Annotated in this window: 12 protein-coding genes; 5 read left to right on the top strand and 7 right to left on the bottom strand. The window is 63.4% G+C overall.

Translation table 11 applies throughout. From position 1 onward, the window contains the following. Positions 1 to 6: 6 nt before the first annotated feature. The 4 genes from B2Y33_RS16295 to B2Y33_RS16280 form a co-directional block, all read right to left on the bottom strand. Entirely contained in the window at positions 7 to 1,926 is a 1,920-nt protein-coding gene (locus B2Y33_RS16295) for an acyltransferase family protein (RefSeq protein ID WP_206406071.1), read from the bottom strand. 120 nt (positions 1,927 to 2,046) lie between these two features. Further along, positions 2,047 to 3,342 carry an NAD(P)/FAD-dependent oxidoreductase gene (locus tag B2Y33_RS16290; protein WP_288633140.1) on the bottom strand — a complete coding sequence of 432 codons (1,296 nt, stop codon included), beginning with the start codon at positions 3,340 to 3,342 and terminating at the stop codon, positions 2,047 to 2,049. A 13-nt stretch (positions 3,343 to 3,355) separates the two neighbouring features. After that, entirely contained in the window at positions 3,356 to 4,444 is a 1,089-nt protein-coding gene (locus tag B2Y33_RS16285) for a polyamine ABC transporter substrate-binding protein (protein WP_028687795.1), read from the bottom strand. Between the two features lie 67 nt (positions 4,445 to 4,511). Continuing rightward, positions 4,512 to 5,870, bottom strand: coding sequence for a glutamine synthetase family protein (locus tag B2Y33_RS16280; protein ID WP_027916328.1), 1,359 nt, complete (start codon positions 5,868 to 5,870; stop codon positions 4,512 to 4,514). A 161-nt stretch (positions 5,871 to 6,031) separates the two neighbouring features. On the opposite strand from B2Y33_RS16280, the gene B2Y33_RS16275 reads away from it, so the two are divergent. Together B2Y33_RS16275 and B2Y33_RS16270 are read left to right on the top strand one after the other, a co-directional pair. Further along, complete coding sequence (locus B2Y33_RS16275) at positions 6,032 to 6,931, top strand: helix-turn-helix domain-containing protein (RefSeq protein WP_206406072.1); 900 nt, start codon at positions 6,032 to 6,034, stop codon at positions 6,929 to 6,931. A gap of 101 nt (positions 6,932 to 7,032) precedes the next feature. Then, the gene (locus B2Y33_RS16270) at positions 7,033 to 8,943 is read left to right on the top strand and encodes an AAA family ATPase (RefSeq protein WP_206406073.1); all 1,911 of its coding nucleotides are present in this window, start codon (positions 7,033 to 7,035) and stop codon (positions 8,941 to 8,943) included. A 219-nt stretch (positions 8,944 to 9,162) separates the two neighbouring features. On the opposite strand, the gene B2Y33_RS16265 is transcribed toward B2Y33_RS16270, so the two are convergent. Continuing rightward, entirely contained in the window at positions 9,163 to 10,548 is a 1,386-nt protein-coding gene (locus B2Y33_RS16265) for an aldehyde dehydrogenase family protein (protein WP_206406074.1), read from the bottom strand. Positions 10,549 to 10,654: 106 nt separating this feature from the next. On the opposite strand from B2Y33_RS16265, the gene ptrR reads away from it, so the two are divergent. Together ptrR and B2Y33_RS16255 are read left to right on the top strand one after the other, a co-directional pair. Then, positions 10,655 to 11,524, top strand: coding sequence for a putrescine utilization regulator PtrR (gene ptrR / locus B2Y33_RS16260; RefSeq protein WP_023535440.1), 870 nt, complete (start codon positions 10,655 to 10,657; stop codon positions 11,522 to 11,524). A 366-nt stretch (positions 11,525 to 11,890) separates the two neighbouring features. Next, a complete protein-coding gene (locus B2Y33_RS16255) occupies positions 11,891 to 12,412 on the top strand; it encodes an acyloxyacyl hydrolase (RefSeq protein ID WP_027916324.1) in 522 nt (173 codons plus the stop codon). A 51-nt stretch (positions 12,413 to 12,463) separates the two neighbouring features. Here the strand turns inward: B2Y33_RS16255 and B2Y33_RS16250 are convergent, their stop codons facing one another. Both B2Y33_RS16250 and B2Y33_RS16245 read right to left on the bottom strand, forming a co-directional pair. Further along, the gene (locus tag B2Y33_RS16250; protein WP_206406075.1) at positions 12,464 to 14,599 is read right to left on the bottom strand and encodes a TonB-dependent siderophore receptor; all 2,136 of its coding nucleotides are present in this window, start codon (positions 14,597 to 14,599) and stop codon (positions 12,464 to 12,466) included. A 135-nt stretch (positions 14,600 to 14,734) separates the two neighbouring features. Next, complete coding sequence (locus B2Y33_RS16245) at positions 14,735 to 15,517, bottom strand: helix-turn-helix transcriptional regulator (RefSeq protein ID WP_206406076.1); 783 nt, start codon at positions 15,515 to 15,517, stop codon at positions 14,735 to 14,737. 412 nt (positions 15,518 to 15,929) lie between these two features. Between B2Y33_RS16245 and B2Y33_RS16240 the strand changes: the two genes are divergently transcribed. Further along, positions 15,930 to 22,271, top strand: coding sequence for a non-ribosomal peptide synthetase (locus B2Y33_RS16240; RefSeq protein ID WP_206406077.1), 6,342 nt, complete (start codon positions 15,930 to 15,932; stop codon positions 22,269 to 22,271). The last annotated feature ends 122 nt before the right edge of the window (positions 22,272 to 22,393 follow it).

The following is a 22,393-nucleotide window of genomic DNA, read 5'->3' as shown; positions in this document are numbered from 1 at the left end:
TGCGCTTCAGCGCACGGCAGTCGAACCCGTGTTGCTGTGCAGGGCCTGCTTGAATAGGCCCTTGAGTTGTTCGTTGCCCGCGTCGATCAAGTGGTTGTCATCGAAATACAGCGGCCTCCCGTCCTTGGAACCCATGCACCTGCCGTCCGGACACAGGTAGGGCACCGGGTCGACGATACCTGCGTGGCAGCGTTCGGCCGCCGTCTCGATGGCTTCCAGGGCCAGGCGGTTGCGGGCCTGGTACTCGCTGACAGGCGTAACGATGTCGCTGTTCATGCCCAGTAGCCGATGCTGCAGGGTCAGGCCCTTGTACACACTGAACGGCATTTCCGGCACTGGCTTGACGATATACACCGGGCGATTGCGTGCCAGCATGCAGACCGTTTGGGTGTAGGTCTGGATGAACTGCCGTTCGAATGCCGGGCCGCTTTGGTGCTTGTCGCCGTTGAAATAGACGCTGTAGCCACTGTGCCGACGCTCGTCGGTATACAGCGCTGCCCGGCTGAACAGGAACAGGGGGACGCCAGGGTAGTCCGTAGCCAGTTTGGCGAACTTGTCGGCGTTGAAAGCTTTGCAGTGCTGCTCGACGTCCTTGTCGCCCATTTCGAAGTCGATCAGGGTAGGGCAGCCGGCCCGGGCCCAGCCCATGGCCGCGCCGGGGTTTTCCAGCATCAAGGCCGCAGCGGTTGACTGGGCATGACTGTCGCCCAGCAAAAGGGCCGAGATGTCGCCGGTGCCCAACACGCACTGCGAGGCCCCGTACGCGTTGGTGTCGCAGTGCTGTGCGTACAGCTTGCTTTCGTATTCTGGCTTGCCGTCATCCTGGGTCCAGCGCAGTTGCGGGTTGTGCTTGATCGCCGAGGCCACGGCGCCGGCCGTTGCCACCCACACCAGGCCCATGCCCGCGTAGCGGACAAGGCCCAGTACCGGGCGCTTCAGGGCGCGTGTCCTGCTTTCGATCAACCCATAGGATGCCGCGCCCAGCGCAACCGACAACAGCACCGCACAGGTCACCGCGCGCCAGTCGTGTAGTAGCCCGCAGGTATAGAGCAACACCACCAAAGGCCAGTGCCACAGGTAGATCGAATACGACGTCTTGCCCAGAAATGCCAGCGCCCGGTTGCGTGCGAACAGGCTGTTGGCATTGGCGTGGATCACCAGCACGGTGCCGATCACCGGCACCAGCGCCAGGTAACCCGGCCAAGTAGCATCGTGGGGCAGCAGTGCCAGGGCGCCTGCAATCAGCGCAAGGCCCAGGCCTTCGCACAGTGCCGCAGCCCTGGGCGAAAGCGCGAGCGGATACAAAAACACCAGCCCCCCAGCGAGCATTTCCCAGGCCCGGGTGGGCAGCAGGAAGAACGATGCGACCGGATGGCCTGGGGTGTAGAGCGCCGAGAACACCAGGGAACCGACACCAAGCGCCAACACAAGGCGCTTGAAGGTTGGCAGTGCAAACACCTTGTGCAGGCCCATCATGATCACTGGGTAAATCAGGTAGAACTGCCACTCCACCGACAGCGACCAGGTGTGCAGCAGCCAGTTTTCCTGAAGCGGTGCGTCGAAATAACTGCCGTCACGGGCGAAATAATGGTTGGACGTGAACAGCAGGCTTTGCTTGCTGGTGCGCAGCAATTCCCGGTAGTCGTCCGTTGCCAGGAAAAAATACCCGAACACTGCCAGGGCGATGCACAACCCCAGCAGGGCCGGAATGATTCGCCTGGCCCTGGCCGCGTAGAAGCCGATCAGCGAGAACTGCTGTTTGTGCAGGCCGCTCACGATGATCCGCGTCATCAGGTAGCCCGAAATCACGAAGAACACATCCACGCCGAGAAACCCGGCCGAGAACCCCGGGATCTTGAAGTGGTACAGCACGACCGATACGACAGCCAACGCACGCAAGGCGTTGATGTTCTTGTGGAACAGCATGGGAGGGGTCCTGATCTGGCCTGGGCCTGGTGGCCCGCTTCCTTTTGGCAGGGTCGGCGTGACCGTGCATTTCAAGGGGCGCAGACTACCACATGGCCCTTGGCCTATACCTGAACGTCTTCACCCCAAGGCCTCGCGCAGCCGGTACCACAACATGCCAAGGGCCAGCAGAGGTGAGCGCAACGCTCTGCCGCCGGGGAACGTGAGGTGCGGCACGGCGCTGAACACATCCAGCCCCTTGCTTTGCCCCAGCGCGATGCTTTGGGCGAGCAGCCTGGCCGTCCAGTGTGTGACGTTCAGCCCATGGCCCGAATAACCTTGGGCATAGTAGACGTTGGGGTGATCACGTAGTCGTCCGACCTGCGGGAAGCGGTTGGCAGTGATGCCGATCATGCCGCCCCATTGGTAGTCGATGCGCACTTCGCCCAACTGCGGGAACACCCGCTGTACCTTGGGCCGCATGTACGCGGCGATGTCGCGAGGATCGCGCCCGGAGTAGTGGCAGGCACCGCCGCACAGCAAGCGCCTGTCGGCGGTCAGCCGATAGTAGTCCAGGCCCACTTTTTGATCACACAAGGCCATGTTCTGGGGGATGAGCGACTTCGCGACCGCTTCCTCCAGTGGTTCGGTTGCGACCACGTAGCTGCCCGCCGGCAGCACCTTGCCGCTGAGTCTGGGTTCCAGGCCCTCAAGGTGGGCATTGCAACCGAGTACCAGGCTGGCAGCGCGCACTTTGCCGTGTGCGGTGTGCACCGTTACCGTGGAGCCGTGGTCGATGCGAAGCACGGGGCTCTGTTCAAAGATCTGCACCCCCAGGGACTGCGCCGCTCGAGCTTCGCCCTGCACCAGATCCAGGGGATGTAGGTGCCCTGAGCCCATGTCCACCATGCCGCCTGCGTAGCGGTCGCTGCCGACCACCTCGCGCAGCCGCTCTGCCGGCACCCGGTAGGTGTGCGGCTGGTATCCCAGCGCCGCCAGCTCCTGCTGTTCGGCGCCAAAGGCAGCGAACTGGGCGGGGGTATTGGCCAGCTCGCAGAAGCCCCAGCGCAGGTCGCATTCTATGCCATGGCGGGCGATCCGCTCAGCCACCAGGGTGACCGAGTCGATGCCTGCCTGCTTCAGATACCGCACGCCGTCCTCGCCCACGTACCGGGCGAAGCCGTTGACGTCGTGGCCGATACCACGGATCAGCTGGCCGCCGTTGCGCCCGCTGGCACCCCAGCCCACGCGCCGGCCTTCGAGCAGCACCACCGACAGGCCGCGCTCGGCGAGTTCCAGCGCAGTGTTGACCCCTGTCAGGCCACCGCCGACGACGCACACATCGGCATCGATGTCGCCCTCCAGGTGCGGGTAGCGGTTGGTATCACGGGCAGTGGCCGCATAGTAGGACGCGGCATGTTCGGCAGGTAAAGTCATGGGGCGTGCTCACTCAGCGATTGGACTTGATCTTGGTCCAGGAGCGCGTCATCAGGCGCATGATCTTCGGACTCTGTGTCGTGGAGATGTACAGCTTGTCCAGCACCTCCTGAGGGGGGTAGACCTCGGGGTTGTTCACCAGCGCCGGGTCCATGAATGCCTTGGCATCGGGGTTGGCATTGGCATAACCGACCGTCGCGCTCACCTTGGCGATGACCTGTGGGTCGAGCAGGTAGTTGATGAAGGCCAGGGCCTGCTCGGGGTTGTTGGCATCCTTGGGGATGGCCAGCAGGTCGAACCACAGGTTGCTGCCCTCCTTGGGGATGCTGTAGGCGATCTTCACGCCATTTTTGGCGTCCGCCGCGCGGTTGGCCGCCTGGAACACATCGCCCGAATAGCCAAACGCGATGCAGATGTTGCCGTTGGCCAGGTCCGATACGTATTTGGAGGAGTGGAAGTACGTGATATAGGGCCGCAGGGCCAGCAGGCGCGCCTCGGCTTTGGGATAGTCCGCTGCGTTTTCGCTGCGCGGGTCCATGCCCAGGTAGTTGAGCATGGCTGGGAACAATTCGTCGGGAGAATCCATGAAGGCCACGCCGCACTGCTTGAGTTTCTTGAGGTTTTCGGGCTCGAACAGCACCGCCCAGGAGTCCACTCGATCGATACCCAATGCTGCCTTGACCTTGTCCACGTTGTAGCCGATGCCGTTGGTCCCCCACAGGTAGGGCACTGCATAGCGGTTACCGGGATCGTTCTGCTCCAGCAATTTGAGCAATTTGGGGTCCAGGTGCTGCCAGTTGGTCAGCTTGCTGCGATCAAGCGGCAGGAAAGCGCCCGCCTGGGCCTGACGGGCCAGGAAGTGGTTGGACGGGACCACCACGTCATAGCCGGTGCGACCGGCCAGCAGCTTGCCTTCGAGGGTCTCGTTGGAGTCGAACACGTCGTACACCACCTTGATACCGGAGCTGGCCTGGAAGTCCGCCAGCGTCGTGTCACCGATATAGTCGGTCCAGTTGTACACGCTCACCGTCGGCGCCGCCTGGCTGGTGGCCGCGAACAACAGGGTGAATGCAGAAGGGATCAGGGCTTTCAGGTAATGCATGACGACACCTCGTTGGCATTGTTGTGGGTGTGCGGTATGGAAGGGCCGCGCTGCGGCCCCTGCAGGGTCAGACGCTCAGCATCAGGAACTCACGCTCCCATGAGCTGATGACGCGCTTGTAGTTCTCATGCTCGGCGCGCTTGACCGCCACGTAGCCTTGCACGAAGGACTTGCCCAGGTACCGTTGGACGGTCTGGCAATCTTCCATGTGTTGCAGCGCATCCTCGATGGTGATCGGCAGGCGCAGGTTGCGCCGTTCGTAGGCCCGGCCCTGGACCGGGGCGCTGGGGTCGATCTGCTCGACCATGCCCAGGTAGCCGCACAGCAGGCTGGCGGCGATGGCCAAGTAAGGGTTGGCGTCTGCGCCCGGCAAGCGGTTTTCCACGCGCATCGACTCGGGTGTGGAGGTGGGTACGCGCAGGCCTGCGGTGCGGTTTTCCTCGCCCCACTCGACGTTGACCGGGGCGGAGGTGTCCGGCAGGAACCGGCGGAACGAGTTGACGTTGGGGGCGAACATCGGCAGCAACTTGGGTATGTACCGTTGCAGGCCGCCGATGTGGTGCAGGAACAACTGGCTCATGCTCCCGTCATCGTTGGCGAACACCGGCTTGCCCGTGGCCACGTCGAGCACGCTTTGGTGCAGGTGCATGGCGCTACCCGGTTCATCGGTGATGGGCTTGGCCATGAACGTGGCCGCCACGTTGTGCTTGAGGGCCGCTTCGCGCATGGTGCGCTTGAATACGGTGATCTGGTCGGCCAGGTCAAGCGCGTCACCGTGACGGAAATTGATTTCCATCTGCGCCGGGCCGTCTTCGTGGATCAGGGTGTCCAGGTCCAGCCCCTGCAGCTCGCACCAGTCATAGACATCCTCGAACAACGGGTCGAACTCGTTGGCAGCGTCGATGGAGAACGATTGGCGCCCACTCTCGGCACGCCCGGAGCGTCCCAGCGGCACCTGCAATGGCAGATCGGGGTCTTCGCAGCGCTGGGTCAAGTAGAACTCCATCTCCGGAGCCACGATGGGTTGCCAGCCTTTATCGGCATACAGTTGCAGCACTTTCTTGAGAACGTTTCTAGGTGACAGCTCGATCGGGTTGCCCTGTTTGTCGAAGGTGTCATGGATCACGATTGCGGTCGGCTCGATAGCCCAGGGGATTTGATACACCGCGCTGGGGTCAGGCCGGCAGATCATGTCGATGTCGGCCGCATCGAGCAGGCTGTAGTAGATATCGTCGTCGACGTAGTCGCCGGTGACGGTCTGTAACAGCACGCTCTCGGGCAGGCGCATGCCGCGTTCGTGCAGAAACTTGGCAGTAGGGGCGATCTTGCCGCGGGCGATGCCGGTCAAGTCGCTGATGACGCATTCGACCTCGGTGATGCGGTGCTCTTTCAGCCAGGCGGACAACTGATCGAAGGGGGCGTTCATACGGACCTCTTGAGGTTATCGGTGAGTGCGCGGCATTACAGGTGAACAGCCATTGGCTTCCCAGTCGACGCGCTGGCGACTATCTTGGTCGCAGTCCCGGCTACGATCTATCCACTTTCTACGCTGTCGAATGCACCATTAGAGTGCACAAAGGATGTCGCGTGAATACCGCAGATGCCTTGCAAGTCCAGGCTTACCACACTCACGATGTGACCGAGCAGGTCCGCATCACACCTGGGTGGCAGCAGCACTATCGGCAGATGTCGCCGGGTCATTTCAGCGGCGAGCTCCGCTGCCTGGGCCTGGACGGGCTGCAGGTGTACGAAGAACGTCTCAACACCCGCGTGGAACAATTCTTTCGGCCTCCGCAGGGCTCGTTGACCTTCTGCTTCGACCGAAGCGAGAACAACCTGTACCTGCTCAATGAGCATACCCGCAACATCTGGATCACCCCCGAGCACTATCAGGAAGTGGCCGTGGTGTTCGAGCAGGCCTTCCTGCTCAGCCATGGGCTGGACCTGGAACGCCTTCAGGGCTTGTTCATGGTGCCGCTGGGCAGCGGGCAAACGGCGTTGTTCGGCAGTTGGCTGAGCGCCACCCTGACCCACTTGGGGCAATCCCAGGGCCGTGTGCAGGGGCAAGCCCTGGCCGAGCAGCTGCTGCACGATTGCCTGTTCATTCTGGACACTGCCTGCCAGCGCTTGCAAGGCGTGGCACTGTGGCAACAGGTTGAGGCGCGGGCCATTATGCGCCGTGTCAGTGAATGGGCCGCCGATTGTCCCGAACAGACGCTTAACCTGGTCGAACTGGCGAGCGTTGCGGGCGTTTCGCTACGTCAGTTGCAGCAGGCGTTCAAAGCCTTCACAGGGATGCCCCCTGCGCAGTGGTTGCGGTTAAGACGCCTGAACGGCGCCCGGCGCGATTTGTTGAATGGGGCCGGCGGCACGGTGGCCGAGGTGGCGATGCAATGGTCGTTCTGGCATTTAGGAAGATTTTCAAACAGTTACAGGCATTTGTTCAAGGAACTTCCCAGTGACACGTTACGGCGTGCCAAGGGTTGAGCAGCCCTCAAGTTGCGGCATGACAACCCCCAGGTGTTTGGTGCCTGCATCAGGGCGATAAAGTTGCTATCGTGCCGCCCTGATAAACGCCTGAGGTGCCGATGTTCTACCTGCCTTTGCCCAGTGACCAGGCCGACAGCCTTGCCGGCGGCACGTGCGCCGATCCACTGGCCGCTGCCGATGTGCTGCAAGCGGCTGCCGTGCTGTTCGTCCAGCACCTGGCCCGTCAACCCAGGCCGCTCACAGCCGACGCCCAGGAGCGGCGCTTCGCCGAGGTGCTGCGCATTGCCCAGCAGGTCGAGCAGGCAGCGCCCGGGCGCTTTCAGGCGCAGGTACAGCAGCAGTTCGACCGCGAAGCGTTCGCCATGGGCCTGGGCATGCTGGGCGAGAATGGCGTCGCGTTGCTATCGCCTGAGGTCGCCTATTCGCCGGATGAATTGCTGGACGATCAGGGGCAGTGGAACTACCAGTTCGCCGACCTGTATCGCCAGCGCGTCACGCCCCTGCATGCCGTGCACCTGCCGTCCCTTGCCAGTGACCTCAAGCTCAGTGACCAGCAGAACCGCCTGTTGCGTGAGTTTCTCAGCGGGGTGGACGAGTCAGTGGCGGTGCAGGGCTTTGCGGGCACCGGCAAGACCTTTCTGATCCATCAGTTCGCCAGGTTGCTCGATCCGCAGCGCACCTTGCTGCTGGCCTTGACCGAAGGGCAACTGCGCGCGCTGCAGGCGCGGGTAAAGGATGCCGCGGCCTACACGGCCATGACGTTCGGGCAACTGGCCGATGAGCTCTTGAACCGCGACCTGACCCGTACCGGCTGGCGACTGCGTGACCCGTATCGCACCCGGCAGTCCTGGCGCCCGCAGGAGTCGCAGATCGTGCGCTGGCTCGGCTTGCCCGATGTCGGACCGCTGTCGGCAGTCGACGTGGTGGGTGTGTGCGTACGCGCGGTGCGCGCCTTTTGCCACACTGGCGACGCCCAGATTGGCTTGCACCACTTGCCGTCGTCCGTGCCCGGTAGCACGTCGCTGGACCAGCAAGTGCTGCTCGAAACGGCGCGCCTTTACTGGCAGGCGCTGATCCGCCCCCCGGCCAGGGAAATTCAGTTGCCGCTGCGTGATTACCACCGGGTGAAATTGCTCGCCCTGACCGGCTATCTGATCGATGCGCGTTATACCCACGTCATCGTGGACGAAGCCCACGAATTGTCAGCGCCCATGCTCGAGGTGCTCGACCGCAGCCCGCAGTCGGTGATTGCGCTGGGTGACGAGTTGCAGAACCTCAATGGCCTGAGCGCCCACCACGGCGGGTTCATTCGTCAACGCTACATCGACCATTCGTTGCGGGTCGGGCCGGCCATGGACAATGTGCTCAACCCGTTGATTCAGGCGCACCCGGCGGCCATCCAGGCCGCGTTCAGCGGCAGTGCCGAGCATTACACGCGCGTCAGTTTCTTCGACGGCGTGACCGTGCCCGAGCAGCCAACGGCCTTGATCGTCGAGGACGAGTGGGGCCTGTTCGGTTGGTTCCAGCGCCTGACGCACCTTGGGGTTGCGTTCGTGATGCTGCACGGGGCACGCAAGGACTTCGAGCTGTTCGTCGAAGACTGCATCGAGCTGTACCGCCACGGCACCCGGCCCCGGCACCCGATGCTGTTCCGGTACGCCAGCTGGCAGGCGCTGGCCGAGCACAAAGGGGACGACAAGGCGTTCATCGCGGTGGCTTCGATGCTGGGCAAGGGGTATACCGCGCAGCACTTTGCCAAGGCCAAGAGCCGCTATCGCTGGGACAAGGCGCCCAAGCTGTTCCTGGGGCGGGTTCGGGATGTGAGAAACATGGAGTTCGCGCGGGTGATGGTGTCGCCAGAGCTGATGGTGCCGCAACAGGTGACAGGCAATCGCAACGAGCGCGCTCGGTTGCTGGCAGGGTTGTACACGGCGTGTTCCAGGGCTCGACATGAGCTGATCGTACCGGGTGGGATGCTCGATTGGGTGAAAGATCAGGGGCGGGGGTGATGGAGAGTGAGGGTCAGCCGGGTGGGTAACAATTGCACCTCGGCTGAACGCTGCTCGTTCTTTCAGGCAGGGGCCCCCCTGCCTGAAAGGTGCTGCAGCGCCAGGCCCCCGCATTCAGCTTTGACTCTAGATCGGGGGGCCGCGCAGCGGCTTCGCGCGATGTAACACGCGAAGCTAAAACGCCATGACCACAACCCGGCTCTCATGCCAGACAGCGCCTTAGTTGCGATCCAACCACACGGTCTGCACATTGGTGAACTCCCGCACGCCAAAGTGCGACAGTTCACGCCCGAACCCGCTTTTCTTCACCCCGCCGAAGGCGACACGGGGGTCGGAGGCGCAGTAGCCATTGATGAATACCGCACCGGTCTCCAGCGCCGACGTCATCCGTTCGGCCAAAGCATAGTCGGCCGTGTAGATGGTCGAAGCCAGGCCAAACTCGCTGTCGTTGGCCAATGCCACGGCATGGTCGGCATCCCGCGCGGTCGTGATCGCCGCAACCGGGCCGAACAATTCCTGCCTGAAGGCTGTCATCCGAGGCGTCACATCACCCAGCACGGTGGGTGCATAGACATTGGCCACACCTTCGACTTTGTGGCCACCGAGCAACAAAGTAGCCCCTTCGGCAAGGCTGGCCTGCACCTGGCCATCGAGCTCGTCACGCAAATCGTAGCGGGCCATGGGGCCAATATAGGTCGCATCTTCAAGCGGGTTGCCCACTTTCAAGGCCTGCGTGGCTTCCACGAATTTGCGTGTGAAGGCCTCGGCGATGCTCTGTTCGACGATAAAGCGCTTGGCGGCCGCGCACACCTGCCCGGTATTCTGATAACGGCCGATCACTGCCGCCTGCACCGCCGCATCCAGATCGGCATCGGCCAGCACAATGAAAGGGTCCGAACCGCCCAGCTCCAGGACGCACTTCTTCAGCGCAGCACCGGCCTGTGCACCGATCGCCATGCCGGCGCGCACGCTGCCGGTCAAGGTCACCGCCGCAATGCGCGGATCGTTGATGGCGCGTGTCACACCCTCCGGTGTTACGTTGAGCACCTCGAACACACCCTCTGGTACGCCCGCATCCTTGAACAGCTTATCCAGCAGGTAGGCGCTGCCCATCACGTTAGGGGCATGCTTGAGCACGTACGTATTGCCCGCCAGAATCGCAGGTACCGCGCCGCGCAGCACCTGCCAGATGGGGAAATTCCAGGGCATCACAGCCAGGATCGGGCCCAACGGGCGGTACTCGATACGGGCTTTTTCAACCTGGGTCGCTTCAGGCGCGAGCATCGCGGGGCCGTGCTCGGCGTACCAGCGGCATAGGCCTACGCACTTGCTGACTTCACCCCGTGCCTGCGTAATCGGCTTGCCGATTTCGCGGCTGATCATCTGAGCAAAGGTCTCTGCCTGCGCCTCCAGGACAGTGGCCAGGGCCAGGAGGTGTTCGCTGCGCTGATCGGCCGACAGCCGGCTCCACTGGCCATAGCCGCACTTGGCCCGCGTTAGCGCCGCCTCGAGCGCGGCATCGGTGTCGAACGGGTAAGCGCCGATCTGTTCGCCGGTGAACGGGTCGAGTGAGATGGCGTGGGTCTGGCTGCTGATCGCATTCATGGCGGAGCACTCTCGCTGTAGTTATGCAGTGGGCTCAGACTAATGGGCTAGGGCTTTAATGAAAACTGAATAATAATGAGTCACTCATTCACGTTTGGAGAAAGCCGTGGACCTGATACAACTTGAGATGTTCAAGGCAGTCGCCGAGCAAGGCAGCATCAGTGCAGCCGCGCAGCATATCCACCGGGTGCCCTCCAACCTGACCACGCGCATCAAGCAACTGGAAGAGGACCTGGGCGTGGACCTGTTCATACGTGAGAAAAGCCGCCTGCGCTTGTCCCCGGCCGGCTGGAACTTCCTGGAGTACACCCGGCGCATCCTCGACCTGGTTCAGGAAGCGCGTAGCACCGTGGCAGGGGAGGACCCACAGGGCACGTTCGCTCTGGGCTCCCTGGAGAGCACTGCGGCGGTGCGCATCCCGGCTGTATTGGCAGCCTACAACCAGCGCTATCCCAAAGTGGACCTGGACCTGTCCACGGGCCCCTCCGGGACCATGCTCGAGGGCGTTCTGTCGGGTCGGCTGGTGGCCGCGTTCATCGACGGGCCGGTCTTGCACCCTACCTTGGAGGGCATGCCGGTTTTCGAAGAAGAGATGGTCATCATCGCGCCCCTCAACCATGCGCCTGTGAACCGGGCGCAAGACGTCAACGGCGAGAATATCTACGCGTTTCGCGCCAACTGCTCCTACCGGCACCATTTTGAAAACTGGTTCGTCAACGATCAGGCCGTCCCACGCAAGATTCACGAAATGGAGTCCTACCACGGCATGCTGGCGTGCGTCAGTGCCGGTGCGGGCTTGGCCATGATGCCGCGCACCATGCTGGAGAACATGCCAGGGTGCAGCACGGTCAGTGCCTGGCCGATGTCTGAAGACTTCCGTTACCTGAAGACCTGGCTGGTCTGGCGCCGTGGGACGGTCTCGCGCAGCCTTTCGACGTTCGTGAATCTACTTGAAGAAAGCATCTCATCATCCTGATTTGAAAAGATTTGAACGATGCTGAGGGCGTTCGGTCTAGGCATCGGACGCCGGGCTCGATGCATCAGACTGTCACGCTAGAGCCTTGGATATATCAAGCGGTCTAGCACGCTTATCTGCCTAACCCAAGCAGTAAACGGCTAAAAGGATCACGGGAAGTGATAGCAATCTACTTCCAAGTTCCTATACAACTGACCATAATCCGGCAATTATTACATCGTGTGACCGAAACACGAGATTCGGTTACCAAAAATTTCGAGAGGTTAAACCCTGCGCCGTTCGGTCAGCGTTCAGCAAGCTGACGCAACCAACTGACACAGGGTCCATGCCTCCAGTTGTCGCACTTACCATCAGGAGATGTCATAGATGAAATCCCGTATCGCTGCTTCGTTGGCTGCCGCCGTGCTGGCCTTCGCCGGGGCGAACCTGGCCCAGGCTGCCCAGGTTACCGGCGCCGTCGGTGTCACCAGCCAAGGCGACATGACCTACCGTGCAGGCTTGTCCTTCGACTGGGACAAGCAGTGGTTCGAGACCAGTGTCGGCCACCTGACCGGCTACTGGGACGCGGGCTACACCTATTGGGAGGGCGGTGACGCCAGCGGTGCCCACTCGCTGTCCTTCAGCCCGGTGTTCACCTATGAATTCAGCGGCTTCACCTACACCCCCTACATCGAAGCAGGCATCGGTATCGCAGCATTTTCCAAGACCCGGGTCGGCGACCAGCGCATGGGCTCGTCCTTCAACTTCGAAGACCGCATCGGCCTGGGCCTGAAGTTGCCGTCGGAGCAGAAGGTCGGCATCCGCGCCATCCATTACTCCAACGCGGGCATCCGCCAGCCTAACGATGGCATCGAGTCGTACTCGCTGTTCTACAGCAAAGGCTTCTGATGACCAGCCCGGCTCGGCGGCTGCCTGGCCGCCGAGCCGGTCGAGTGCCTGTCAGAAGGTGTAGGCCACGCCGGCCTGCACCGTACGAGGCGCGCCCGGATAGGCGTAGGTGTTGAACGAGCCTTCGTCATAGCCCTTATTGAACAGGTTCTTCACGTCCAGGTTCAGGCGTACGTGCTCGTTGACCTTGTAGAAGCTCAGCAGGTCCACCACGCTGTAGCGCTCCATGGTGTAGGTGCTGGTTGCGGTCTGGCCGGCACGGTCATCCACGTACTTCACCCCAACGCCCAACCCGAGCCCCTTGGCCAAACCGTCCTGGAACTCGTAGGTGTTCAGCAGGCTGAAGGTGTTGCGCGGGATATTGGCAAGGCGCGTACCGCTGGGCAGGCTGGTGTCCTTGGTGACTTGGGCATCAACATAGGAATAGCCACCGATGACGCGCCATTCTGGGGTCAGGTTGCCTGCCACGTTGATATCAAGCCCGCGGCTGCGCACCTCACCTGCAGCCACCTTGAAGGTGTTGGTAGGGTCGCTGGGGTCGTTGGCCAGGACGTTTTCCTTGACGATGTGATAGACCGCAGCATCCGCGCTCAGCTGGCCATCGAGCGACGCCCACTTCAACCCCAGCTCATAAGACTTGCCCTTTTCCGGATCGAAGCCGCCTCCGCTGGCGGGCGTGCCGGTGTTGGGCTTGAACGAGCGCGCGGTATTGGCGTACACCGCCAGGGTATCGGTCAGGTCGTAGATCAGGCCAAAGCGCGGCGTCACGCCATTTTCGCCTTTGCTGAAGTCGCGGTTGGTCGGCATCTTGTCGTCGTAGTCATGCTCGAAGCGCTCCAGGCGTACCCCGGCCAGCGCCTTGAGGCGCTCGGTCAGGGCCACTTGGTCCTGAATGAAGAACGCCCAGGTTTGCAGGTTTTCCTTGTCCCAGGTGGTCGTGCGGGTCAGGGCAGGGCGAGGCTGGCCCAGTACCGGGTGATAGATATCGATGGGGTAGGTGCCATCGCGCGCCGAGGAGCGCTGGATGATGGAGTTGTAATCGTAGTTCTCGTATTCGACGCCGGTCAGCAAAGTATGGCTGAACGCGCCTGTATCGAAGTGCCCTGTCAGGTTCAGCTGCCAGTCCCGGTCGGTCCACTGCAGCTTGCGCCAGTTGAAGTTGCGCTCCAGGGTGCGACCATTCACCGGGGCCTTGTTGGCTTCCACGGCATTGCCCTGCAGGCTGCCATCGAGGAACTGGAACCCGCCGGCCAGCGTCCAGTCTTCGTTGAGCAGATGCTCGAAGCGTATCTGGGCCATGTTGTTGTCGTTGTGCAGCAGGTTGTCACTGCCCTTTTCCCAGATGTAGGTGTCCCGCGAGGCGCTGCGCGGTTGGGTAGGGTAGCGGGTCAGGCCGCGATCAAGGGGGTGGTTGTTGCGCATGAAGTCGCCTTCGAACACCACCTTGGTGCTGTCGTTGACCTGCCAACTCAGTACTGGGGCCACGTCGTAGCGCTCGCCCTGCACATCGTCACGGAAACTGTCGCCGCCTTCGCCCAGCACATTGAGCCGGTAGGCCACAGAGCCGTCCTCGTTTAGCGGCCCGGTGGCATCGAGGGTGGCGCGGTGCATGCCTTGGTCGTCGAACTGACTGCCCAGTGTCACGCTCGGGTCCGACAGGGGTTGCTTGCTGACCACGTTGAAGGTGCCACCCGGATCGCCACGGCCATACAGGCTGCTGGCCGGGCCACGGATGACTTCCAGGCGCTCGACCGTATTGGCGTCTGGCGCATTGGGGTACCCCCGGTTGATCGGGAACCCGTTGCGGTAGAACTCGCCGGTGGTGAAGCCGCGCACCGTGAAAGTGGTAAGGCCTTGGCCGCCGAAGTTGTTGGCGCGGCCGACGCCGCCGGCATAATCGAGCCCGTCCTGCAGACGGGTGGCGCCGGTATCCTGGAGGACATCCTTGGGTACCACGCTGACGGACTGAGGCGTCTCGTGCAGTGCCGTGTCAGTGCGCGTGGCACTGACCGAGCGGCTGGCCTTGTACCCCTGGACCGGGCCGTCGGCCCGTTCGGCATCGGCACTGCCGGTGATGCTCAAGGCTTGAAGTTCGATTTGCGCGGCGTCGGGCGGGGAGGCCGGATCGGCAAACGCCAGGGGGGAAACGGCATGAAGTACACAAAGCGAGACGAACGTGCGACGCATCGACAGTACGATCCTGAGTAGGGCGCTGGAGTTGGAGGTGTAACCGCGCCGGGAAAATACTACGAATCATTATCAAATGCATCTATTTCGGTTTACACCTGTGCTCTGTTTGCGCAGAGGGGTAGGCGCAGGTCGCTACCCGCCTGTCATCCATTTTGTCAGGCCATTACGGCCGCTTACGCCTAACTTGGCAGCAGCGCGTTTGAGATAGGTTTCCACCGAGCTGTTCTTCACATCCAACCGCCGGGCGAGCTCAGGGACCGTGCAGCCGCTCAGCAGGCCCACGCACACCTCTTGTTCGCGCACCGAAAGCTTGACTGAAGCCTGCATCAGACGTCTGCCGAACGTCTGTTGCAGTCTGCCGACCTCTGCGTCATCCAGCGCCTGGCCAATCACTTCGGCGCCGTCATGATCGAGCAATTGACCGTGATGTTCGACGAGCGGCAGTAACGTACTCGAGAGGCTCTTGAGTTGCGACAGCTCTGCCAGCGAAAAGCGTCGCTCGCAGGGCAAGCGGTAGGCACTGATCACCCACCGTTTGGTACCGCTGCAGGACACCAGGTGGCATTGATGGGCCGGGCGCAGATTACGCGGATTGCTGCCTTCGGGCGCCTTGAACTCGATGAGCAATGGGTCGTGCATCTGCTCGATCGATTGCAGCAGGGGATGAGGCAAGCGTGAACCCACCTGCCTTGCATGCACACCGGCGCGGCCGAGCACCTCCACGCGGCTGTCCGTCAACTGCGGTGCATTGAGGGTCCATTCACTGATTTCCAACCCGTCGATGCTGACTTGATCCTGTACCAGTCGAAGCATCTGCTCGGCGAAACAGGCGCCTCCGGTCTGCGCGATCAATTCACCCAGTTGCAGATAGAGATGAGGGTCTGGTCGGTAGTCGGAGCGAGCGTTCAACATCATGTCGATGGGTTCCTGAGGGCCTGCTGTAACTGCGTCTCCCCGCGCAATCCCATTGCAATCGGGCAGGGTGTATGGGCGTATTCAAGCCCGCTGATTGGAAGACGTCTGTAGCGGGATTCAGGGACAGAACATGCCAGCAAAAGGTGGTAGGCGCAGATCATCGGATGCGTGGGGAACGCTGGAAAAAGGGCCAAATGCCAGCAAATTGGCGTCAGAAGGGTGGCTCCGCAGGGATAAGCGACGCCAATACAGTATGCCGTGAGCCATCGTCGCCAGCCCCGTGTAGGTAATCTCCTACAAGGATTTCAGCAGCCCACGTTGCTTGCGAGGGTGTCCGGGTTTAATGGGCCATACAGGGCAGGCGCCCGGTGTTTGAATCGCACGCTGACCCCTCAGAAGGACCTGACCGATCATGCCTGCCGCCGACCTTTTCGACCTCACCGTTGCCCAGCGGGATATCTGGCTGGAGCAACTCAGCCAAGGCACATCCCCGCTGTACAACATTGGCGCCTATGTCGCGCTGGAGGGGCAGGTGGACAGGACCAGGCTGACGCTGGCACTGCATCACCTGGCCAGCCTCCACGATGCCTTGCGTACCGTGTGGGTACAGGAGGGTGGCTCGGCGCGGCAGCGTTTCGCCCCCCAGCTGCCCGTGACCTTGATGTGGGACGACCTTCAAGCTGACGCCCACCCGACCGATGCAGCCCTGAACCTCCTCGATGCCTGGATGCGCATGCCCATTGCACTGGAGCAAGGGCCGCTTTGGGAGGCCAGGCTGATCAGGATGGGCCCCCGCGACCACTTGCTGGCCTTGCGCGCCCACCATCTGGTGCTCGATGGGTGGGGCGTTGACCAGTGGTTCAAGCAACTGGCCGACCTCTACCTCACGCTCGAACATCAACAGGCGCTGCCCGGCAACGCGCCCTCGTACTGCGCCTTTATCGAAGAGGATGCGCGCTACCGGGCCTCGGCGCGTTATCAGCGTGACCGTGAGTACTGGCTGACCAGGCTTGCCCAACTGCCCGACCCCCTGCTGCGGCCTACCCAACCGGCCTTGTCGCCGGAGCATTCACCGAGCCATGCGCTTGATCTGGCGGTTACGCCTGGCTTGATGCGCAAGCTGCGGGCGCTGGCCGACACCCTGGGCGTGTCGCCGTTGCCGGTGTTGCTGGGGGCACTGCACGTCTGTGTCTGCCGCACTTGGCAGCGCGATCAATGGATGGTCGGCTTGCCGGTACGCAACCGCGCCAACGCACAGTTCAAGGCAACCCTGGGATTGTTCACCCAGGTCAGCCCACTGCGCATGGACTTTGGCAGGAACCTGTCCTTCGCGGACCTGATTCAAGCCATCGTCGCTACGCTCAAGCAGGATTTTCGCCATCAGCGCTACCCGTTGAGCGCGCTCAAACGCGACGTCGCCGCGCAGCAGGAGGGGCGCACGCAGTTGTTCGAGCTGCTGGTGTCCTTCGAAGAAGACAGCAACGCGCTGCAAATCGGCGACGTGGCCGGTGCGACGGTCATGATCTGCAATGGCCATGAACCCTCACCCTTGAGCATCCATTTGCGCTGCAACACCCACGCAGGCACCGCGCGCCTGCACTTGGTGCACAGCCGCGCCTGGTTCAGCGACGAACAGGCCAAAGCCCTCGGCGCACGACTGCTGCATGTGCTGGAGCAGGGCCTGGCCCAACCCCAGGCCCTGGTATCGGCCTTCGACATGCTGACCGCACCCGAGCACCAACGCCTCAGGGCATGGAACATGACGGCCATGTCAGCGGCGCACACGGCGCCCTGCCTGATTCAGCAACGCATCGAGCTGCAAGCCCGCACGCAGCCGGGAGCCCTGGCAGCCTGTTTCGGCGACCAAACCTTGAGTTACGGCGAGCTCGATCACCGCGCAAGCGCCTTGGCCCAGCACCTCGCAAGTCTCGGGGTAGGCCCTGAACGGCGCGTGGCAGTGGTCGCCCAGCGAGGGCTGGACACCCTGGTTGGCCTGCTGGCGGTACTCAAGGCAGGCGGTGCTTACGTGCCGGTCGATCCGGCCCATCCGGCAGAGCGCATCGCCTACCTGCTGCAGGACAGCGCTCCGCACGTGGTCCTGACCCTTTCGCGCTTCGCACCGCGCCTGCCCAAGCATGGCAGGCCACAGATCGAACTGGACGACCCGTCGTGGCCGACCGAGCCCGCAGCCACCTTCTCGTTCTCACCGCAAACGCGTACGGATTTGGTCTACATCATCTATACCTCTGGCTCCACCGGCCAACCCAAGGGAGTGATGGTCGAGCAACGCATGCTGGCCAACCTAGTGGACTGGCACTGCACCCAATTCGCGCTTGGCCCAGGCCGCCATCAGTCCAGCGTGGCGGGCTTTGGCTTCGATGCCATGGCCTGGGAGATCTGGCCGGCGCTGTGCAGTGGCGCCACCTTGCACCTGGCACCGGTACGCGAAGGGGCCGAGGATGTACACGCCTTGCTCGCCTGGTGGCGGGCCCAAACGCTTCACGTCAGCTTCTTGCCCACGCCGATTGCGGAACTCGCCTTCGCCCAGGGGATGCCCCATCCAACGTTGGAAACCCTGCTGGTGGGCGGTGACCGCCTGCGACGACTGGGCCGGGAGCTGACGTGCAAGGTGATCAACAACTATGGCCCGACCGAAGCCACGGTAGTGGCCACGTCGGGGCAGGTGCAGCCGGGCGGGCCACTGCACATCGGCGTTCCGGTCGCCAACACCCAGGTGTATGTGCTGGACGGGCAGGGCCAGTTGCTGCCGCCCGGCGCGGCCGGTGAGCTGTATATCGGTGGCCAAGGGGTGGCCAGGGGCTACTTCAACCAGCCGCAACTGAGCGCCGAGCGCTTCGTTCAAGACCCGTTCAGTAGCGCGCCTGGCGCCCGGCTTTACCGGACCGGTGACTGGGTGCGCTGGCTGTCCGACGGCACGCTTGAGTACCTGGGCCGCAACGACGACCAAGTGAAGATCCGCGGTATGCGGGTCGAGCTTGCGGAGATCGAAGCCGCCTTGAGCCGTCACCCGGCGGTGAACGAAGGCGTGGTCATGCTCCGCGAGGGTCAGTTGCATGCCTGGTTCACGGCGACCCATCCGGTCACGCCCCGGGCCCTGCACGATCACCTGCGCGATAGCCTGCCAGTCGCCCTGTTGCCGGTCGCCTACATGCAGGTCGCCCACTGGCCCTTGACCGCCAATGGCAAGCTCGACCGACGCGCGCTGCCCCCAGCGGATGACACGACCATGGTGCGGCACGAGCATGAGCCGCCAGAAGGGGAGATGGAGCAACGCCTGGCCGCGCTCTGGGCCCAGTTGCTGCACATCGAGCGCATCGGCCGGCACGACCATTTCTTCGAACTGGGCGGGCATTCGCTGCTGGCTGTCCAACTGATCGAGGGCATGCGCCAACAAGGCCTCCAGGTCGATGTGCAGGTGCTGTTCGGGCAGTCGACCCTGGCAGCGGTCGCCGCCAGCACCAGGGCCACCGAGTGCGTGCACACCCCACCGCCTCGCATCCCTTTGGAGTGCCAGCGCATCGAGCCGGGCATGCTGCCCTTGGCCACGCTCGGTCAAGCAGCGCTCGACCGCATCGTAGCGAGGGTGCCGGGTGGCGCGGCCAACGTGCAGGAAATCTACCCCTTGGCGCCCTTGCAGCAGGGGCTGCTGTACCACCACCTGACGGACACGGTCGACCCGTACCAGCAACAGGCCGTGTTCTCGTTCGCCACCGAGCAACAGGTGCGCGACTTCGCCGCAGCGTTGCAGCATGTGATGCAGCGCCACGACATCCTGCGCACCAGCCTGGCCTGGGAAGGGCTGGAGACGCCGCACCAGGTGGTCTGGCGCCATGCCCGCCTGCCGGTCGAACGCTGGCAGGGGCCTGAAGGTCAATGGCGTGACCACTACCATCCCGGCCGGCGCCCACTCAGCCTGGACAAGGCGCCGATGCTGGCACTGGTGTGCATGGATGCACCTGAACAGGGCCGTTGGCTGGCCTTGCTGCGTTTTCACCATCTGGTCAACGACGCGGTGTCCTTGCAGGTGCTACTGGGCGAGCTGGAGGCCTGTATGGCGGGGCGGGGCGCGCAATTGCCAGCGCCAGTGCCGTATCGGGATTACGTGGCGCTCACTAACCGCGCCGAGCGCCAGGCCGCCCACCGGGCATTTTTCACCGAGCAACTGGCGGGGTTGGCGCCGCAGCAGCCGCTGTCGGGCTGGGGCGCAGTGGCGCTCGATCCGGCCGACCTCGAGAACGCCAGCCGTGACCTGCCCGCCGCCACGGTCGCCAGCCTGCGCGCCCTGGCAAGGGCGCATGGCGCCAGCCTTGCGAGCCTGCTGCACCTGGCATGGGCCCATGCACTGGGTAGCCTGAGTGGGCGCGACCAAGTCGTGGTGGGCACGGTATTGCTGGGGCGCAGCATGGCCGGCCCTGGCGCCGACCGGGCGCTGGGGATGTTCATCAACAGCTTGCCGCTGCGCATCAACCTCAATGACTGCACCCCAGCGCAGGCGTTGGTGGATACCCATGCTCGCCTGGCGGCGCTACTGGCCCATGAAGATGCGCCGCTGATCCTGGCCCAGCAATGCAGCGGTCTGCCGGCCGGCAGCGCACTGTTCGACAGCCTGGTGAACTACCGTCAGGGTGCGCTGCCGTTGGGCGAGGTCATGCCGGGTGTCGCGCTGGTCGAAGCCAGTGAAGTGACGAGCCATGGCCTGGTATTGACGGTGGATGCCCCGGGAGATCGCCTGCAACTGTCTGTGCGTGCCCCGCGTGCGCTGGGGGCGCAGCGCATGCTGGACTACCTGGGCACGGCGCTCGAACAGATCGGCCAGGCACTATCGGACCCGACATCCGGCATGCTCCAGCAGCTATGCCCGGTGCCTGCACGGGAGCTTGCGTTGATGCTCGAAGGCTTCAACGCCACCGAAGACCCCACCAGCCCTGTTCACCAGACACTGCCGACGCTGTTCGAGGCCCAGGTGCAACGTACCCCCTGCGCCATCGCCCTGCAGGCCGACGGCCAGAGCCTGGACTACCAGACGCTCAACGAACAGGCCAACCGCCTGGCGCACTACCTGATCGGCCTGGGCGTGACACCTGACAGCCGAGTGGCGGTGTGCATCGAGCGAGGTGTCAGCCTGATGATCGCCTTGCTCGGGGTGCTCAAGGCAGGTGGTGCCTACGTGCCGCTGGACCCTGAATACCCGCAAGAGCGGCTGCGCTTCATGTTGCAGGACTGCAACCCGGTCACGGTGCTGGTGCACGGGGCCACGGCAGGGCTCTTCGCGCCGTTGCAACAGCCCACCCTGAACCTGGACCGCTGTGATCTGACCGAGCGTTCTTGCACCGACCCTCAGGTGCCTGGCCTTGGCCCGCAGCACTTGGCTTACGTGATGTACACCTCAGGTTCGACCGGCACGCCCAAGGGCGTGATGATCGAGCATCGCGGCCTGTGCAACCTGATGCACTGGGGCTCGCTGATCCGGGCACCACGTGCCGGTGACGCCTTGCTGCAACGCGCCCCGTGCACCTTCGACGGTTCGGTCTGGGAGTTGTTCTGGCCGTTGACGGCGGGGGTGCGCCTGGTCCTGGCTCGCCCCGGTGGGCACCGCGACCCTGGCTACCTGGTGGAGCTGATCAAGGCGCAGCAGGTCAGCATCGTCAAGTTCGTCCCGGCGCTGTTGCAGCAGTTCCTCGATCAGCCAGGGGTGCAGGGGTGCACCCGGCTCACCGACATTTTCTGCGGAGGCGGCGATCTTACCCCCGCGTTGCTGCAAAGCCTTCGCGAGCGCTTGCCCTGGGTGTGCGTGCATAACGTGTATGGCCCCACCGAGGCCACTGTCGACAGTACCGCCTGGTCGTTGCCGGCCCATACGCCACTGCCGGTGCAGACACCGCCGATCGGCCGTCCGATCCCCAACACCCGCGTGTATGTACTCGATGAACACGACCGCCCGGTACCGCTGGGCGGCGTAGGCCAGTTGCACATCGGTGGAGTAGGCGTGGCGCGCGGCTATCTGGGCTTGCCTGAGCTTCAGGCCGAACGCTTCATCGCCAGCCCCTTCGTCGACGGCGACCGGCTCTACCGCACAGGCGATCTGGTGCGCTATCGAGAAGACGGCAACCTCGAATTCATGGGCCGCAACGACTTCCAGGTCAAGCTGCGCGGCCTGCGCGTGGAACTTGGAGAGATCGAGGCCTCGCTCACCGCCCACCCGGCCGTTGCGCAGGCGGTGGTGCTGATGCGCGAAGAGCGCCTTGTGGCCTACTTCACCCTGTGCGACGGCCAGCCTGCGCCGGCCCTCGAAGCCCTGCGCGGTCACCTGCTGGCCTGCATGCCGGAGTACATGGTGCCCCAGGCCTTCGTGCGCCTGGCACAGTTGCCCTTGAGCGCCAACGGCAAGCTGGATCGGCGCGCCTTGCCCGCGCCCGGCGCCGATGCGGTCATCAGCCGCGCCTACCGTGCACCCGAAGGCGAGCTGGAAGCGGCCATGGCGGCCATCTGGGCCGAGTTGCTCAAGATCGAGCAGGTGGGCCGTGACGACAACTTCTTCGAGCTGGGCGGGCATTCATTGCTGGCCGTGAGCCTGGTGGCGCGCCTGCGCCAGGCCGGGCTGCACGTCGATGCCAGGGCGCTGTTCACCCAGCCCACCCTCTCGGGGCTCGCCGCCAGCACCCAGGCCCAGCCTGAACAGGCCGTCATCCCGCCTACCACCATCCCAAGCCTGGGCAAACGCAGGCGCCTTTGAGGCCAAGCCCGGGGCCCGCCGGCCCCGGCAATCGTTTGCGCGGTTGTCCCCACTTCCCATGTCAGACCGGCCGGTCGCGTTGCTTTAGCGTGTCGGCCATCAACCCTTCCAGGCAAAGCAGG

The sequence above is a fragment of the Pseudomonas sp. UBA5666 genome, from assembly GCF_002420785.1.
Taxonomy (GTDB): domain Bacteria; phylum Pseudomonadota; class Gammaproteobacteria; order Pseudomonadales; family Pseudomonadaceae; genus Aquipseudomonas; species Aquipseudomonas fulva.
The sequence above is the reverse complement of the archived record's forward strand: the minus strand, read 5'-3'. Positions and strand labels throughout refer to the sequence as shown.

What these genes read in the sequence shown, in the direction of transcription:
- B2Y33_RS16255 (WP_027916324.1), top strand. Translation starts at nt 11,891, where the DNA reads ATGAAATCCCGTATCGCTGCTTCGTTGGCTGCCGCCGTGCTGGCCTTC.
- B2Y33_RS16285 (WP_028687795.1), bottom strand. Translation starts at nt 4,444, where the DNA reads ATGCATTACCTGAAAGCCCTGATCCCTTCTGCATTCACCCTGTTGTTC.
- B2Y33_RS16240 (WP_206406077.1), top strand. Translation starts at nt 15,930, where the DNA reads ATGCCTGCCGCCGACCTTTTCGACCTCACCGTTGCCCAGCGGGATATC.
- B2Y33_RS16250 (WP_206406075.1), bottom strand. Translation starts at nt 14,599, where the DNA reads ATGCGTCGCACGTTCGTCTCGCTTTGTGTACTTCATGCCGTTTCCCCC.
- B2Y33_RS16280 (WP_027916328.1), bottom strand. Translation starts at nt 5,870, where the DNA reads ATGAACGCCCCCTTCGATCAGTTGTCCGCCTGGCTGAAAGAGCACCGC.
- B2Y33_RS16290 (WP_288633140.1), bottom strand. Translation starts at nt 3,342, where the DNA reads ATGACTTTACCTGCCGAACATGCCGCGTCCTACTATGCGGCCACTGCC.
- B2Y33_RS16295 (WP_206406071.1), bottom strand. Translation starts at nt 1,926, where the DNA reads ATGCTGTTCCACAAGAACATCAACGCCTTGCGTGCGTTGGCTGTCGTA.
- B2Y33_RS16245 (WP_206406076.1), bottom strand. Translation starts at nt 15,517, where the DNA reads ATGATGTTGAACGCTCGCTCCGACTACCGACCAGACCCTCATCTCTAT.
- B2Y33_RS16270 (WP_206406073.1), top strand. Translation starts at nt 7,033, where the DNA reads ATGTTCTACCTGCCTTTGCCCAGTGACCAGGCCGACAGCCTTGCCGGC.
- B2Y33_RS16265 (WP_206406074.1), bottom strand. Translation starts at nt 10,548, where the DNA reads ATGAATGCGATCAGCAGCCAGACCCACGCCATCTCACTCGACCCGTTC.